The sequence below is a fragment of the Frateuria sp. GZRe14 genome (assembly GCF_051900395.1).
In the GTDB taxonomy this organism is placed as follows: domain Bacteria; phylum Pseudomonadota; class Gammaproteobacteria; order Xanthomonadales; family Rhodanobacteraceae; genus Frateuria_A; species Frateuria_A edaphi.
Genome location: NZ_JBHZGJ010000001.1, coordinates 2,807,241 through 2,823,434, shown reverse-complemented (window position 1 = coordinate 2,823,434; position 16,194 = coordinate 2,807,241). Strand labels below are relative to the sequence as shown.

Below are 16,194 nucleotides of genomic sequence, written 5' to 3'. Positions count from 1 at the left end.
TGCTCCGCGGGCTTGGAAGAGACGTTCGCGGGTGAGATGGCAGGAATCGCGCCAAGGTTTGAATCCGCACAACCACGCCGGCTTCCAGCCGTCGCGTCCGTTGGAAAAAGCTGTCCGCGGACGAATGGACGTCTGCCCGGACGGCGGACACGGGTCTTGACGGTACGTCGCCGCCCCGCCCGGCGGCGCTGAATTTCCTGCGCGGCGTGTGCACACGCCCATCGTGGCGACATCGGCGATCGGGGTCGCCGGAAGCCTTGGGAGACCCGGACGCTGTAACCGCCGTCCGCGGCAAGGGGACCGAGTCACGGACGCGAGGGGCTGCCGATGAGCCGGATAGCGGAGCTCAGCCGGCGACTGGATGCGCTCCGGGTGCACTCTGCGACACACGGCGCCAGTCGCGCAGGCCGATGGCGGCCAGCACCACGAAGCCGGCATACAGCACGGCGGTGATCAGCAGGTCCTTGTAGACGTATTCGCCCACGTAGATCACGTCGACCACGATCCACAGCCACCATGCGGCAAGGTGGCGGCGGCCCTGCCACCACTGCGCGACCAGGCTGAAGGCGGTAAGCGCGGCATCCAGCCAGGGTAGGGCGGCGTCGGTCCAGCGGTGCATGGCGTAGCCGAGCGCGAGCGCGCCGGCGATGCCGAGCATCAGGTGCACGACGAACTGGCCTGGCGGGAGCGCCGCGATCTGTACGCGGCCGTCGCTGCCCAGGTGCTTGAGCCAGCGCATCCAGCCGTACACGATCAGCACGGCGAATGCGCCCTGCAGCAGGGCGTCGGAGTAGAGCTTCGCGTCGATGAAGATCCAGCTGTAGACCATCACCGAGGCGAAGCCCACCGGCCAGCACCACGGGCGACGCCGGGCGGTGAGCCATACCGCCCACGCGCTCAGCGCCGCGCCGATGAGTTCGACCGCGTCCATCAGAAGGCGAACGTCGCGGACAGCCGCGCGAGGCGGGGCGCGCCCGGGAACAGGTAGCTGTCGCCGTAGGCGCTGCCGGTGTCACGCCAGTAGAAGCGGTTGAATACATTGTCGATCGACAGGCGCAGGGTGAGCGCATGGCCGTCCAGCGTCGTGGCGTAGCGCACGCCGGCGTTGAAGACGTTGTAGGCAGGAACGCGCACGCGACCGTCCGGGATGGCGACGTTGGGCGAGGTGTAGCGCCAGCCGCCGAGCAGGCTCAGCTGTGGTGCGAACGGCAGGCGGTAGTCGGCGTACACGGCGGCGCGCACCCGCGGCACGTTGGCGACCTGGTGGCCTTCGTAAGAGGGCGTGCCGGTGTCCCGGGCGCGGGCGCGGATGAAGCTGGCGCTGGCGGTGACTTCGAGGTTGTCGCTGGCGTGGCCATGGGCACCCAGCTCCAGCCCCGTATGCACCTGTTCGCCTTGCTGCACGAAGGTGAAGCCGTAGGCGGAATCGTCCGGCTGCGCGAACTGGTAGGGCTGGCGGATGCGGAACGCGGCCGCGCTGACGTCGAGCGTGCTGCTCAGCGCGTACTTGACGCCCGCCTCGAGCTGGCGCGACAGGCGCGGCGCCAGCATCTGGCCGTCGTTGCTGGTCCAGTACGGCGCCTCCTGGCCGAGCGAAAGGCCTTCGCTGTAGCTGAGGTAGGTGGTGAGTGCTTCGCTCGGCTGCCACAGCACGGCCGCTTGCGGCAGCGCCTTGCTCAGGCGGGTATCGCGTTCGGGCAGGCCGTCGCCGTCGTACGCGCGCTCGTGCAGGCGTACGAAGCGGCCGCCGGCGATGAGCTGCCACTGCTCGCCCAGGTGCAGGCGATCGAGGGCGAACAGCGAGCGCTGCCAGCTGGTGAGCCGGCGCGCGGATGGGCCGGGCTGGTTGGGCGAGGGCGCGAAGTAGGGCGGGTCCACGTCATCGATGTTGGCGGTGCCGACGTAGTCGTAGACATCGGCGCGCTGGTCGTTGAGGCGGCGGAACGCACTCGCACCCAGCGTGAGCTGGTGGCTGACCGAGCCGATGGCGAGGTGGCCTTCCAGCGTCGCGCGAGCCTCGTCGTCGATGCGCGTGTCATCCGGGCTGCGGTAGTCGTAAACGTCGTAGTCGCCGTTGGGCGCGAAGAAGTTGCCCGGCGCGCCGTTGGCACAGGCGGGCGAGTAGAAGCAACCGTAGGCGAACGCCACGTTGTCGTCGATCACGCTCCGGCTGTGCCCGGCGGCCAGGCGCAGGCGCCAGTCGTCGTTGAAGGCGTAGCCGAAGCGCGCGCTGGTGTTGGCCGCATGGATGCTCACCGGCTGCTGCCACGGTTCGAAGCCCAGCATGCGGGTGGCGTCGGCACGTTCCGGGAGCGTGTCGCCGCCCAGCAACTGGTAGCCGGAGACCGAGCGTTGCGCGCTGGCCTGGTAGTCGCTGTCCAGCTCCAGCGTAGCGTCGGGGGTGAGGTGCCAGTCGGCAGCCAACGCGTAGAAGTTGCGCCGGCCGTCGGCGTGATGCACGTAGGAGTGGACGTCTTCCCAGGCCAGGTTGGCGCGCACCCCGAAGGTTGGCGAGAGCCAGCCGCCGAGATCCAGCGCGCCGTAGCGTGAGCCGTGCGAATCGGTGCCCAGCGTCACCTCGCGCACGTTCGCCGGGCGCTTGCTGACGAAGTTCACCACTCCGCCCGGCTCCATCACGCCCGCCTGCAATCCGGCCAGGCCCTTGAGCACTTCCACACGCTGCTTGTCCTCCAGCGCGACCGGATGTTCGCCGGCGATCGTGAGGTTGTTGAAGCGCAGGCCGGTGGCCAGGTCCAGCGGATAACCGCGGATGGCGATGTCCTGGTAGTAGCCGACCGGGGCGTAGTTGTCGCCCAGTGACGCGTCCTCGCGCGCCAGTTCGCTCAGCGTGCGGATGTGGCGATCGTCGATCTGCTTGCGCGTGACTACGGTGACGGCCGCGGGAGTGTCCTGCAGCGAGGCGTTGCCGTACGCGTCGATGGCCGTGCCGTGGCGGTCGTCATGCGTCAGGCCTTCCACGCGCACGGGCGCGAGTTCCTTGGCCTGGGTGGCGTCGGGCAGATCGGCGGCGTGCGTGGCCGGAGCCAGCGCAGTGATCAGTGCGAGCAGCAGGGGCGTGCGGGGAAAGGTCATCGTCGGCTCGTCGGCAAGGGAAAGGACGAAGCGACGGCGAGGCGCACGCCCGGACGGACGCGCGACTGCTTATCAAGCTCCCTACGCCGGTACAAACCGGATCAGGTTCCAAGGGACTCTCTCAGCCCGGCGTTTTGCCGGGCACCCCCGCTTCAAGACCGGTATTGAAACATGGAATGGACGTCCAACCCAAACTGTTCGCGCTGAGCGCAGGCCGCAGGCCGGCGTCGCAAGGGCACGCGCGCCTGCGTGGCCTGTCGACTTCGCCTGCTGGCGCGAACAATGGCCGCGCAACCGTCTCGGCGGATCAGGCGAGCGCGCGGATGGCATCCAGCAGCGCGCGTCCGGGCGGGGTGGCGAACCACGCCGCATGCCCGCGAAGGAACGTGTGGTACGCCACGTCGGCGTTGGCCGGCGAGCGCGTGATCGCGCTGAAGTACTCCACTTCCGACAGCGCGAAGTCCACGTGCACCAGTGGCAGCAGGTCGGCCAGCAGATGGACGTCCGCGGCGGACAGCGGCCGCTGTTCGCGGTAGCCGGCGATCAATGCACGCGCGGTGTCGGGATAGGCCGCATCGCCACGATCGAGCGCCAGCCAGGCGATCGCGTTGCGTTCGATCGCCGTGGCCAGGTCGAACAGCGCGAACGTGCGCGCCGCCAACCCGAAATCGAGCACGGCGGTGATGGACGCCTGCGAGCCCGCATCGCGCCAGCACAGGTTGGAAACGTGCCAGTCGCCGTGCGTCCACAGCGCGGGCTGCGCCGCCAGGCGGGGCTGCACCTGCGCATGGAAAGGGCCAAGCGTCTGCTCGAACTCCGTGCGCCAGTCGCGTTGCGCCAGGTACGCGGCCAGTCCTGGCCGTGCCGGCAACTGCGCGGCCAGCGTGTCGAGCGGATGAGCCGATGCGATCAGCTCGCTGCGGGCAACCAGCAGGTGCGTGTGGCGTTGTTCGGCCGGGTAGCCTTCCGCCGCTGCATGCAGCCTTGCCAGCATGGCGCCGGCGGTCCGCGCGTGCCCCAGATCGAGCAGTGGCGACCACGAGGTGGTTTCGCGGTAGAGATCCAGGCCTTCGGCGGCCGTGTGCACCTCGTACGTCCATTCGCCACGCGCGACGGCAGAGTTTCCAGCCGCATCGGCAAACACCGCCGGCACGGGCAGGCCGGCCGCCCGCAGCCGGGCCATGTAGGCGTGCTCCTCGGCCAGCGTAGCCGGCGTGCGGACACTGCGGTGGTGACGTTTGACGAACACCATGCGCCCGGCGACATCGACCAGCGCGGCGGCCGAAAGCGGGCGGGGGCTGCACCACCGGATCACGCCGGCCGAGCCGATCGATGGATAGCGCGCGAGGAGCGCGGTCACCTCCGCCGGAGCGATGGGGGGCCAGTCGGGCGGGACATCATCGGCGGCCAGGCCGTGGACGCGGTGGTCGGTGTCGTTCATCCGGGCATTATCGCGTCGGGAGCCGGAACCACAGCAGCATCCCGCTTCCGGCATGCTAGGCGCCCTTTCCCACCGGCCAGCTCGATGAGTGCCTTGCTGCTGCTGTTCACCTGCCTGGTGCTGGGCGCACTGGTGGCGCGCCTGGCGCGACCGCCGGCCGGGCTTGCGACGGGGCTCAACTGGTGGGTGATCAACGTGGCGCTGCCGGCGCTGGTGCTGGAACTGATTCCGAAGCTGCGTTTCGATCCGCAGCTGTGGTTCCCGATCGTCGCGATGTGGCTGACCTTCGGTGGGGCCTGGCTGCTGTTCGGGTTGCTCGGGCGGCGGCTGGGCTGGTCGCGCGGGCGCACCGGGGCGCTGATCCTGGTCTGCGGGCTGGGCAACACCTCGTTCATGGGCTACCCGCTCATGCAGGCGCTGTACGGCCAGCCGGGGCTGACGCTCGCCGTCGTGGCCGACCAGCTCGGTGCGTTCCCGGTGCTCGCCTCGATGGGTATCGTGGTGGCCTGCCTGTACGCCGGACGCGCGCCGGAGCCGGCGATGATCGTGCGACGTATCGCGACGTTCCCGGCATTCGTCGCATTGCTGGTCGGCATCGCCGTTGCCGTGTTCGGCGGCTGGCCGCGTGTCGTGGAGGGCGTGTTCGCGCCGCTGGGCGCGACGCTTACCCCGCTTGCGCTGTTCTCGGTCGGACTGCAGTTCCGCTTCCATCCGGGCGAGCGCCAGCTTGCGGCGGCGGGCCTTGGCCTGGGCTGGAAACTCTTGCTGGCGCCGCTGGCGTGCTGGCTGCTCGGTATGGCCACCGGCGTGGGCGGACTGGTGCTGACCGTGGGCGTGCTGCAGGCGGCGATGGCGCCGATGGTTTCGGCCACGATCCTGGCCGACGAATACGGGCTGGATCCACCGCTGGCCAATACCATCCTGGGCGCGGGCATCGTGTTGTCGTTGCTGACGGTGCCGCTGGGAAGCGCGTTGCTGGGATGATGCGCGCGCCTCACTGCAGCGCGGGATAATGAGGCCATGAACGACACGCAGAACAATCCGCCGGCCGTGCGGGCCGACGTGTGGCTGTGGGCCGCGCGGTTCTTCAGGACGCGCAGCCTCGCCAAGCAGGCGATCGACGGCGGCAAGGTCGACGTCAACGGCAGCGGCTGCAAGCCGGCGAAGGCCTTGCACGTGGGCGACCGTTTGCACATCGGCCGCGGCGAGGAGCGGCTCGAGGTGGTGGTGCTGGCTTTGTCCGAACAGCGCGGCCCGGCACCGGTGGCGCAGGCGTTGTATCGCGAGACCGCGGAAAGCCTCGTCGCGCGCGAGGCGGCGCGGGCGCAGCGCAAGCTGGGAGCCGCCGGCCTGCTGCGTCCGCCGACACGGCCGGACAAGCAGGCCCGGCGGCAGATCATGCGGTTCAAGGACGAGCAGTCGTAGGGCAGGGATCGCTTACAAGGCGCGCGCGTTCGGCTTCTCCCCCTTCACGGAGGCACTGGGATGGGCGTCCGCTCAGCCCGCCGCCTTCAGCCGGTACAGCGCCTCCAACGCCTCGCGTGGCGACATCGCATCCGGATCGAGCGCCTTCAGCGCTTCTTCCACCGCGGAAGGTTGTGCCGCGAACAGCCCGAGCTGGGGCGAGGCCGTGGGTGCGGGCGTCGGAGTGGCGGCGTGCCCATGCATCCCTCGCTCGAGTTCGGCCAGCGTGCGCCTGGCATCGGCGATCACGCTCTTGGGCAACCCGGCGAGCGCCGCCACCTGCAGGCCGAAGCTGCGGTTGGCCGGGCCTTCCTTGACCGCGTGCATGAACACCAGCTGCTCGCCGTACTCGACCGCGTCCAGGTGTACGTTGGCGATGGACGGATACTCGCCGGCCAGTTCGGTCAACTCGAAATAGTGCGTTGCGAAAAGCGTGAAAGCGCGGCTGGCGACAGCCAGGTGCACCGCGGCGGCGCGCGCCAGCGCCAGGCCGTCGTAGGTGCTGGTGCCGCGGCCGACTTCGTCCATCAGCACCAGGCTGTGCTCGGTGGCGTTGTGCAGGATGTTGGCCGTTTCGCTCATCTCCACCATGAAGGTGGACTGCCCGCGCGAGAGATCGTCGCCGGCGCCGATGCGGGTAAAGATGCGATCGACCGGACCGATGCACGCGCGCGATGCGGGGACGTAGCTGCCGATGTGGGCGAGCAGCACGATCAACGCGTTCTGGCGCATGTAGGTGCTCTTGCCGCCCATGTTCGGGCCGGTGATCACCAGCATGCGGCGCGCGTCGGTGAGGTCCAGGTCGTTCGGCTCGAACGGCTCGTCGCGCACCTTCTCCACGACCGGATGACGGCCGCGCTCGATGCAGACGCCGGGCGCGTCGGTGAGGTCGGGCGCGCGCCAGTCGAGTGCGTCGGCGCGTTCGGCGAAGTCGGCCAGCACGTCCAGTTCGGCGATGGCGGCGGCAGCGTCCTTGAGCGGGGCGAGGCGTTCGATCAGCGTGGCGAGCAGATTTTCGTAGAGCGCGCGTTCGCGCATCAGCGAGCGCTCGCGCGCCGAGAGCACCTTGTCCTCGAACGCCTTCAGCTCTTCGGTGATGTAGCGCTCGGCGTTCTTGGTGGTCTGCCGGCGGGTGTAGTGCGTGGGCGCCTTGTCCGCCTGCGCGCGGGTGATCTCGATGTAGTAGCCGTGCACGCGGTTGTAGCCGACCTTGAGCGTGCTGATGCCGCTGGCGGCCTTCTCGCGTTCCTCCAGCTCGACCAGGAACTGGTCGGCGTTGGTGGACAGGCGGCGCAGTTCGTCGAGCTCGGCGTCGTAGCCTTGGGCGATCACGCCGCCGTCGCGCTGCAGCACCGGCGGCTGCGCGACGATCGCGCGCTGCAGAAGCGCGGCCGTTTCGGCATGGTCGCCGATGCGCGCAACCAAGGTGTGCAGCAGCGGGCTGTCCAGTGCGGCCAGGCGTTCGCGCAAGACCGGCGCCGCGGCGAGGCCGTCGCGTAGCGTGGAGAGATCGCGCGGACGCGCCGAGCACAGCGCCACGCGGGCCAGGATGCGCTCCAGGTCGCCGATGCCGCGCAGTTGCTCGCGCAATGGCTCGCAGGCGCGCGCCTCGATCAGCGTGGCGATCGCCTGATGCCGAAGGCGCAACACGTCGCGCGAGCGCAGCGGGCGGTTGAGCCAGCGGCGCAGCAGTCGCGCGCCCATCGGCGTCACCGTCTCGTCCAGCACGCCAAGCAGGGTGTACTCGACGCGCCCGCTCGGATGGGTATCCAGCTCCAGATTGCGCCGGGTCGCCGCATCCAGCGCGATGGTCTCGCCGGCGTTTTCCACCGCCATGCCGGTGAGATGCGGCAGCGCGCTCTTCTGGGTTTCCTCGACGTAGCCGAGCAGGCAACCAGCCGCGGCGATCGCCAATGGCAATCCGTCGACACCGAAGCCGGAGAGGTCGCGTGTGCCGAAGAAGCGGTTGAGCTCGCGGCGCGCGGCGTCGACGTCGTAATGCCACGGCGGACGCTTACGCAGGCCGGGCAGGGCGGTGACCAGCTTCGGCCAGCCGCCGTCCTCGCCGACCAGCGTTTCGGCCGGCTGCAGGCGCGCGAGCTCGGCGGCGAGCGCCTCGGCGCTGGGCACTTCGCTCAGCAGGAAGCGACCCGAACTAAGGTCCACCCACGCCAGCCCGAAGGCGCCTTGCGCGCCGGCGTGGATCGACAGCAGCAGGTTGTCGCGCCGCTCTTCCAGCAGCGCCGAGTCGGTCACCGTGCCGGGCGTGACGATGCGCACCACCTTGCGCTCGACCGGGCCCTTGGAGGTCGCCGGGTCGCCGATCTGCTCGCAGATCGCCACCGACTCGCCGAGTTTCACCAGTCGCGCCAGGTAGTTTTCCGCCGCGTGGTAGGGCACGCCGGCCATCGGGATCGGCGCCCCGGCCGACTGCCCGCGCTGGGTCAGCGTGATGTCGAGCAGACGCGCCGCCTTGCGGGCGTCGTCGTAGAACAGCTCGTAGAAATCGCCCATGCGGAAGAACAGCAGCACGTCCGGGTGCTCGGCCTTGTGTGCCAGGTACTGGCGCATGAAGGGGGTATGCGAGGCGGAATCGTTGAGGTTCATGCAGGGAGTTTGGTCAGGCGGTCGCCGGCGGCGGTGATCGCGCCGGGAGGCTTAGGAGTGTACACGGCGTCGCCCTTGGCCCGGCGGCATGGGAACCGCGAACGGCCGCACTTCCCGTGGGAGCGTTCCGTGCGCGCGGCCGGCTGCGCGCATTCAAGAGGCCACGCCAGGAGGCATCGCTTGCCGCCGCCTCGCCCCAGCGGGTAGAAGGGGCCTTTGCACCACCGGGAAGCCCATCGTGCCCCTGTCCTCCTCACCCACCGATGCCGAGCTGTCTGCCCTGGCCGCCCAGGTCGCCATGGAAGTCCAGCAGCACAAGCTCATGCTGGTCACCGCCGAGTCCTGCACCGGCGGCTGGATCGCCAAGACGCTGACTGACCAGCCGGGCAGTTCGGCCTGGTTCGATGCCGGCGTCGTGGTGTACAGCTACGAAGCCAAGGAGGCCCTGCTGGGCGTCAATCCGCGCACGCTCGAACACGCCGGCGCGGTGAGCGAGGAAACCGTGCTCGAAATGGTTTCCGGCGCCATGGCGCGCTACGGCGCGGGTGTCGCGGTGGCGGTCACCGGCATCGCCGGGCCCTCGGGCGGCACGGCGGACAAGCCGGTCGGGACGGTCTGGATCGGCTGGAAACGCCGAGGCGGCTACGCCCACGCGCAGCTGTTCCATTTCGATGGCGATCGTGAGGCGATCCGCCGTCAAAGCGTGGCCGCCGCGCTCAACGGCGTGCGGAAAGCGCTGACGGGCTGAAGCGCCCTGCGCCGGCGGCGGGCCTTGACGGCTGTGGGATAATCAACGCCTTCGCAGACTTATCGCAGCCCGTGAGATTCGGACCGGGCATCATCCCTTCATTCCTAGCCACACCACCCGGGATTCCCACGATGGACGACAACAAGCGCAAAGCGCTGGCCTCCGCCCTTGGCCAGATCGAGAAGCAGTTCGGCAAGGGTGCCGTGATGCGCCTGGGCGACCGGAGCAACGAGGCCATCGACACGGTTTCGACCGGCTCGCTCGGCCTGGACATCGCGCTGGGCATCGGCGGCCTGCCGCGCGGCCGCGTGGTCGAGATCTACGGCCCGGAATCCTCCGGCAAGACCACGCTGACCCTGCAGGCCATCGCCAACTGCCAGAAGAGCGGCGGCACCGCTGCCTTCGTCGATGCCGAGCACGCACTCGACCCGACCTATGCCGAGAAGCTTGGCGTCAACGTGGCCGATCTGCTGATCAGCCAGCCGGATACCGGCGAGCAGGCGCTTGAGATCGCCGACATGCTGGTGCGCTCGGGCGCGGTGGACATGGTGGTGGTCGACTCGGTGGCGGCGCTCACCCCGAAGGCTGAAATCGAGGGCGAGATGGGTGATTCCCACGTCGGCCTGCACGCGCGCCTGATGAGCCAGGCGCTGCGCAAGCTCACCGCCAACATCAAGAAGACCAACTGCCTGGTGATCTTCATCAACCAGATCCGCATGAAGATCGGCGTGATGTTCGGCAGCCCCGAGACCACCACCGGCGGCAACGCGCTGAAGTTCTACGCTTCGGTGCGCCTGGACATCCGTCGCATCGGCGCGGTCAAGAAGGGTGACGAGGTGATCGGTTCGGAGACCCGCGTCAAGGTGGTCAAGAACAAGGTCGCGCCGCCGTTCCGCCAGGCCGAGTTCGAGATCCTCTACGGCGAGGGCACCTCGCGCGAGGGCGAGATCATCGAACTGGGCGTCAAGGAAAACCTGATCGACAAGTCCGGCGCCTGGTACAGCTACAACGGGGACCGCATCGGCCAGGGCAAGGAGAACGTGCGCCAGTTCCTGCGCGACAACCCCGCCATCGCCGACGACATCGACCAGCAATTGCGCGCGCGCCTGCTGGTCAGTGGCGGCAAGGCCGCGCCGGCCTCCGAAGAGGCGCTCGAAGAAGCGTGAGTCGTGCTCTTTCCTGATCGACGCTGCCCCTGCCTCGGCCATCGGCCGGGGCAGCGGGTTTGGGAGGGAGCCCGTCCTGCCGCTTTCGATGCGCATCGCGCGCCATGAGGCGTCGCCCGGATAACCCCGACAAGCCCAAACGCACCGCCTACGACAAGGCGCTCGGCTTGCTCGCCCGCCGCGAGCACTCGCGGCGCGAACTGAAGACCAAGCTGCGCCAGAACGGTTATGAGGGCGACGAAGCCACGGCGGCCGTCGACCGCCTTGGCGAACAGCAATACCAGGACGATGACCGCTTTGCCGAGATCCTGGTGCGCAGTCGCGCGGGCCAGGGTTACGGGCCCCAGCGCATCCGCGCCGAGCTCAAGACCCACGCCGTGCCCGATGTGCGCATCCGCGAATTGCTGGATGCGGCGGACGTCGATTGGGAAGCCTCGGCCGTGGACCAGCTGCGCCGCCGCTATGGCGGCAAGGGCCCGGTGGACCATGCCGAACGCGCACGGCGCGCGCAGTTCCTCTTGCGTCGCGGCTTTGCCGCCGCCACAGTACGACGTGCTACCCACGCCGAAGTGGACGACGCTGCCGACGAAATCGACTGATTTCGCGGCGGTGGCCGCCGGCGTGGCCTTTTTTGTCTAGCCGCCCGCCGCCCATGAAAACCGCCGAAATCCGTTCGACCTTCCTCGAATTCTTCCGCGCCAAGGACCACGCCATCGTGCCGTCCAGTTCGCTGGTGCCAGCCAGCGACCCGACGCTGTTGTTCACCAACTCGGGGATGGTGCAGTTCAAGAACGTGTTCCTGGGCAGCGAAAAGCTGCCGTATGCGCGTGCGGCCGATGTGCAGCGCTGCCTGCGTGCAGGCGGCAAGCACAACGACCTGGACCAGGTCGGTTACACCGCGCGCCACCACACCTTCTTCGAGATGCTTGGCAACTGGTCGTTCGGCGACTACTTCAAGCGCGACGCCATCGCCTACGCATGGGAACTGCTCACGGTCGTGTTCAAGCTGCCCGCGGAGCGGCTGTGGGTGACGGTCTACCAGACCGATGACGAGGCGTACGACATCTGGAACCAGCAGATGGGTGTGCCGGCCGAGCGCATCGTGCGCATCGGCGACAACAAGGGCGCGCCGTTCGCCTCGGACAACTTCTGGCAGATGGCCGACACCGGGCCCTGCGGTCCCTGCACCGAGATCTTCTACGACCACGGCCCGGGCGTGGCCGGCGGTCCCCCCGGCTCGCCCGACGAGGACGGCGACCGCTACATCGAGATCTGGAACCTGGTGTTCATGCAGTTCGACCGCGCGCCGGACGGAACGCTCTCGCCGCTGCCCGCTCCGTGCGTGGACACCGGCATGGGCCTGGAGCGCCTGGCCGCCGTGTTGCAGCACGTGCATTCCAATTACGAGATCGACCTGTTCGAACACCTCATTCGCGTGGCGGGCGAACTGACCGGCACAAAGGATCTGGGGAACAAGTCCCTGCGCGTGATTGCCGACCATATTCGCGCCTGCTCGTTCCTGATCGTCGACGGCGTGCTGCCGTCCAATGAAGGCCGCGGTTACGTGCTGCGCCGGATCATCCGTCGCGCCTTGCGCCATGGCTGGATGCTCGGTGTGCGCGGGGACTTCTTCTGGAAGATGGTCGCGCCGCTGGTCGAGGAGATGGGCGCGGCCTATCCGGAGCTGGCCGCCAGGCAGGCCTTCGTCGAGGACGCCCTGCGCACCGAGGAACAGCGTTTCGGCGAGACGCTCGAACACGGCATGCGCGTGTTCGACGAGGTCGCGAAGAAGGCCGGCAACACCATTCCCGGGGCCGATGCCTTCCGCCTCTACGACACCTACGGCTTCCCCGTCGATCTGACCGGCGACATCGCGCGCGAGCGTGGCCTTTCCGTCGACATGGCCGGTTTCGAGCAGGCCATGAACGAGCAGCGCGAGCGCGCCCGCGCGGCCGGCCGCTTCGAAGCCAAGGGCCAGATGCCGGCGGAACTCGCCAGCCGTCTCGCGCCGACGGTGTTCCTGGGCTACGACGCGCTCGTGGCCAGCGGCTGCAAGGTGGTGGGCATCGTGCGCGACGGCAGGCAGGTCGATGCGCTGGACGATGGCGAAAATGCCCTGGTGATCCTCGAGCGCACGCCCTTCTACGCCGAGTCCGGCGGCCAGGTGGGCGACACCGGCGTGCTCAGCCGCGCCGATGGCCGCTTCGAGGTCAGCGACACGCTCAAGATGGGTGGCGTGTTCTTCGGCCACGCAGGTCGCTGGCACGGCGTGGCGCTGCGCACGGGCGATACGCTGGCCGCCCACGTCGATACCGGCCGCCGACAGGCCACCGTGTTGAACCACTCGGCCACGCACCTGCTGCACGCGGCGCTGCGCCAGGTGCTTGGGGAGCACGTCACGCAGAAGGGTTCGCTGGTGGCACCCGAGCGCTTGCGCTTTGATTTCTCGCACTTCAAGCCGGTCAGCCGCGACGAGCTTGCCGCGGTCGAGGCCCTGGTCAACGCCGAGGTGCGCCGCAACGCGCCGGCGGAAGTCCATCAGATGGCCTACGACGAGGCGATTGCCTTCGGTGCCATGGCGCTGTTCGGCGAAAAGTACGGCGACGAAGTCCGCGTGCTGAAGATGGGTGATTTCTCCACCGAGCTTTGCGGCGGCACGCACGTGAACCGCACCGGCGACATCGGGCTGTTCAAGATTGTCAGCGAAGCCGGCGTGGCCTCGGGCGTGCGGCGCATCGAGGCGGTGACCGGTGACGGCGCGCTGGCCTACGTTGCCGACGAGGAGCGTCGCCTGGGCGAACTCTCGCACCTGCTTTCGGGCAGCGGCGATGACGTCGTCGAGAAGCTGCGGCAGCTGTTCGACCGCCAGAAGAAGCTCGAGCGCGAGCTCGAATCGCTGCGCAGCAAGGCAGCCGGCAACGCCACTGCCGACCTCGCCGGCCAGGCGCTCGAAGTGGGCGGCATCAAGGTAGTCGTGGCGCGCCTGGAGGGCTTCGATGCGAAGTCCCTGCGCGACAGCGTCGACCAGCTCAAACAGCAACTGGTCGATTGCGTGGTCCTGCTGGCTGGCGCGGCCGACGGTCGCGTGTCACTGGTGGCCGGTGTGCATGGTGCGGCGCTCGGTCGCATCAAGGCAGGCGACGTCGTGTCGCACGTCGCCGGGCAGATCGAAGGCAAGGGCGGCGGCCGTCCGGACATGGCCCAGGGCGGTGGCCTGGACACCGCCCAGTTGCCGGCTCTGCTGGCCTCTTTGCCGGACTGGATCGGCCAACAGATGTAGGCCTTCAGGCCTTTGTGAATCGCGGATTTATCGCCCTCGAAATGCGTTGCGCACGGCGCTCGCGCTCGGCTAGTATCGGTTGACTGTCGGCGGCATGGACCCACGATGTCGCCGCGAGGCAAGGGCATTCATGGCGAATGTCTTGGCTGTAAGCCGGGGAAGGCGGTAGGGCCTTCGACGGACTTTCGTCGAACTGACTGACGGGGAGCTCAGGGGTGAAGCTCCAGCGGCAGCAGGCCTGTGACCAAACAGCGTAATGGAGTAACACAACATGTTGATTCTGACCCGCAGGGTCGGTGAAACCCTGATGATCGGTGACGAGGTGACCGTTACCGTTCTCGGCGTGAAGGGCAATCAGGTGCGGATCGGCATCAATGCGCCCAAGAACGTGGCGGTGCATCGCGAAGAGATCTATCAGCGGATCAAGGGCGAGCACGAGTCCGGTGGCGGCGCGTCCGGCGAAGCCGGCGAGCACTGATCACCGACGCTTTACCTCGGCGGCGTCGGCCGGTATCCTTGCCGGCTCCGCGAAAGCGCGGAACATACCCGGAGAGATGCCCGAGAGGCCGAAGGGGCTCCCCTGCTAAGGGAGTATAGGGTCAAAAGCCTTATCGAGGGTTCGAATCCCTCTCTCTCCGCCAGACATGCAAAACGCCCCGTTCGGGGCGTTTTGCATGTCTGGCCACGGCTTTCCCAGGACGGGCTTCGGCCCTCCGACCTAGCCACGACGGAGGGCAAGGTGGGCTGATGCCACCCTATGGGTTGGGGGTGAGGGCTTGCAGCTGTTTTGTGGTCAGTTCGCCGCTGTAACCGTGGCGTGAGCCATCGGCGCGGATGACCAGCACGCGCGGTGTCTCGCCGCCCCATTCGGGATCAAGCAGATAGTTCAGACGCTCGGGCGTGGCGTCGGCGTAGGCGCGAGCGGGCCAGGCGGTCATGCCGGCGGCGGCGAGGCGCTTTTCGATGGCCGCTTCGTGCGTCATGTCGTCGGTGGCCACGGTGACCAGCTCGATCGCCTCCGGATGTGCCTGCTGCAATCGCGCGAGGGCCTGCAGGTTCGGTTCGCAATACGCGCAATCCAGCGCCCAGAGCGCGATCAGGCGTTCGCCGTGCGCGGGTGGTGCGAGCAGGGCAGGGACGTCGGCGGCGGCCAGCGGCTTCAGCGAACCGGCGGTCGCGAGGGCGGGAGCCAGCAACAGGATGGCGAGCCAACGCTTCACGGCGTGTCTCCCGCGGGCAGCAGGCGGAAGCCCGCTGCGGTATTCCAGGCGACGTAGGCGCGGCCGTCGTGCTGCAGCAACTGTGGCGAGCCGACTGCCGCGGTGCTGTTCGCCAGCGCGTGCGGCGGGCCGAAGTGCAGGCCGCCGTCATCCGAGCGTCGCAGCATCAGCGCTTCCCCCTGTGCGTCGACCTGGTTCCATGCGATCCACACGGAGGCGTCGTGCACGGCGACGTCGGCATGGCTCGCGCCTGCGCCGGCGATCGCCTGCGCGTGCGCCGCACGCTGGCCCGGCTGCAACTGGCCGTACCAGATCGTCGGCTTGCCGCTGGCCTCGTACCAGACCGCGTGGCGTGTGCCGTCGCTGCCGATCGCCAGGCCGGGACCGTGGTGCGGGCAGCCGGCGATGTGCCAGCCGCTGAAGGTGGCGCGTTCGGCTCGGGCTGGGCCGTCGTCCGTACGCAGCGTGGCATAGGCGTGATCGCGGATGTTGTCGCCGTAGATGGCGCGGAAGAACGCGACGACTTCACCGTTCGGGGTCTTCGAAAGCGCGATGCGGCAGCACTCGCAGCTGTGTGCGGCGAGCTTGCGTTCGGGTACGAAGCTTGCACCGCGGTCGCCGGACCAGGCGTAGTACACCGCGGCGCCCAGGTACGGCTTGCCCGCCGCCTCGGCCGCGGCCTGGTCACGCTTGTCGATCCAGGCGACTACGACGCGTCCCTTGCCGTCGACCGCCAGCGCATCGAAGCGATGGGTGATCTCGGCGCGGTCGCGGTGCACGGTGATGGGGATGGAGAAATGCGTGCCGCCATCCAGCGAGCGGGCGAAGCGCACGAAGCCGGTCCACGGTTTCGCGCGCGGCTGCGACCAGCTCACGTAGATCTCGCCATCAGGGCCGAACGCCAGCTTGGGCCGGTTCTCGCCTTCGGCGTAGATCGGCTCGGGCGTCGCGTTGACCGGCACCGGCGCGCTGAAGGTCTTGCCCAGGTCGTCCGAATGGCGCAGGCGCACGTGGCCGTCGGCCGCATCGACCACCCATAGCCGGCCCTGCGTGTCGAATGCCGCGCTGGCGCCGAGCGGCGGCTCCTTGGACATGGCCATGTGCTCGTGCGCGACGACCGGCGCGACGGCAAGGCAAAGCAGCAGGAGCAACAAGCGGCGCATGGCAGTCCTTCC

The 16,194-nt window shown here is 68.7% G+C and carries 13 protein-coding genes, 1 tRNA gene and 1 riboswitch; of the genes, 8 read left to right on the top strand and 6 right to left on the bottom strand.

Features of this window, described 5'->3' with window-relative positions; all coding sequences use genetic code 11:
* Positions 1-346 precede the first annotated feature (346 nt).
* From pnuC to ACFWZ1_RS12855, 3 genes are all read right to left on the bottom strand, one after another.
* Complete coding sequence (pnuC, locus tag ACFWZ1_RS12865; protein ID WP_439666694.1) at positions 347-931, bottom strand: nicotinamide riboside transporter PnuC; 585 nt, start codon at positions 929-931, stop codon at positions 347-349.
* A complete protein-coding gene (locus tag ACFWZ1_RS12860) occupies positions 931-3,093 on the bottom strand; it encodes a TonB-dependent siderophore receptor (protein WP_439666693.1) in 2,163 nt (720 codons plus the stop codon). The genes pnuC and ACFWZ1_RS12860 overlap by 1 nt, the downstream gene beginning before the upstream one ends.
* A 61-nt stretch (positions 3,094-3,154) precedes the next feature.
* Positions 3,155-3,252: riboswitch (TPP riboswitch) on the bottom strand.
* Between the two features lie 148 nt (positions 3,253-3,400).
* The gene (locus ACFWZ1_RS12855; RefSeq protein ID WP_439666692.1) at positions 3,401-4,534 is read right to left on the bottom strand and encodes a phosphotransferase enzyme family protein; all 1,134 of its coding nucleotides are present in this window, start codon (positions 4,532-4,534) and stop codon (positions 3,401-3,403) included.
* A gap of 84 nt (positions 4,535-4,618) precedes the next feature.
* Between ACFWZ1_RS12855 and ACFWZ1_RS12850 the strand changes: the two genes are divergently transcribed.
* Positions 4,619-5,518 (top strand): AEC family transporter, encoded by a 900-nt coding sequence (locus ACFWZ1_RS12850; RefSeq protein WP_439666691.1) that lies wholly within the window; start codon positions 4,619-4,621, stop codon positions 5,516-5,518.
* A 36-nt stretch (positions 5,519-5,554) separates the two neighbouring features.
* On the top strand, positions 5,555-5,959 hold the full coding sequence (locus ACFWZ1_RS12845) for an RNA-binding S4 domain-containing protein (protein ID WP_439666690.1): 405 nt from the start codon (positions 5,555-5,557) through the stop codon (positions 5,957-5,959).
* 72 nt (positions 5,960-6,031) lie between these two features.
* On the opposite strand, the gene mutS is transcribed toward ACFWZ1_RS12845, so the two are convergent.
* Complete coding sequence (gene mutS, locus ACFWZ1_RS12840) at positions 6,032-8,605, bottom strand: DNA mismatch repair protein MutS (RefSeq protein ID WP_439666689.1); 2,574 nt, start codon at positions 8,603-8,605, stop codon at positions 6,032-6,034.
* 238 nt (positions 8,606-8,843) lie between these two features.
* On the opposite strand from mutS, the gene ACFWZ1_RS12835 reads away from it, so the two are divergent.
* The 6 genes from ACFWZ1_RS12835 (at position 8,844) to ACFWZ1_RS12810 (ending at position 14,440) form a co-directional block, all read left to right on the top strand.
* Positions 8,844-9,353, top strand: a complete 510-nt coding sequence (locus tag ACFWZ1_RS12835; RefSeq protein WP_231321112.1) for a CinA family protein — start codon at positions 8,844-8,846, stop codon at positions 9,351-9,353.
* Positions 9,354-9,484: 131 nt separating this feature from the next.
* Positions 9,485-10,519, top strand: coding sequence for a recombinase RecA (gene recA, locus ACFWZ1_RS12830; protein WP_231321110.1), 1,035 nt, complete (start codon positions 9,485-9,487; stop codon positions 10,517-10,519).
* 104 nt (positions 10,520-10,623) lie between these two features.
* Positions 10,624-11,118, top strand: coding sequence for a regulatory protein RecX (locus ACFWZ1_RS12825; RefSeq protein ID WP_439666688.1), 495 nt, complete (start codon positions 10,624-10,626; stop codon positions 11,116-11,118).
* A gap of 53 nt (positions 11,119-11,171) precedes the next feature.
* Positions 11,172-13,799 carry an alanine--tRNA ligase gene (gene alaS / locus ACFWZ1_RS12820; protein WP_439666687.1) on the top strand — a complete coding sequence of 876 codons (2,628 nt, stop codon included), beginning with the start codon at positions 11,172-11,174 and terminating at the stop codon, positions 13,797-13,799.
* A 271-nt stretch (positions 13,800-14,070) separates the two neighbouring features.
* Positions 14,071-14,277 carry a carbon storage regulator CsrA gene (gene csrA, locus ACFWZ1_RS12815; protein WP_231321105.1) on the top strand — a complete coding sequence of 69 codons (207 nt, stop codon included), beginning with the start codon at positions 14,071-14,073 and terminating at the stop codon, positions 14,275-14,277.
* Between the two features lie 70 nt (positions 14,278-14,347).
* Positions 14,348-14,440: transfer RNA gene (locus ACFWZ1_RS12810), tRNA-Ser, on the top strand.
* Positions 14,441-14,554: 114 nt separating this feature from the next.
* On the opposite strand, the gene ACFWZ1_RS12805 is transcribed toward ACFWZ1_RS12810, so the two are convergent.
* The gene (locus tag ACFWZ1_RS12805) at positions 14,555-15,019 is read right to left on the bottom strand and encodes a hypothetical protein (protein ID WP_439666686.1); all 465 of its coding nucleotides are present in this window, start codon (positions 15,017-15,019) and stop codon (positions 14,555-14,557) included.
* A complete protein-coding gene (locus tag ACFWZ1_RS12800) occupies positions 15,016-16,182 on the bottom strand; it encodes a sialidase family protein (RefSeq protein WP_439666685.1) in 1,167 nt (388 codons plus the stop codon). Before ACFWZ1_RS12800 ends, ACFWZ1_RS12805 begins: the two co-directional genes overlap by 4 nt.
* Between the last annotated feature and the right edge of the window lie 12 nt (positions 16,183-16,194).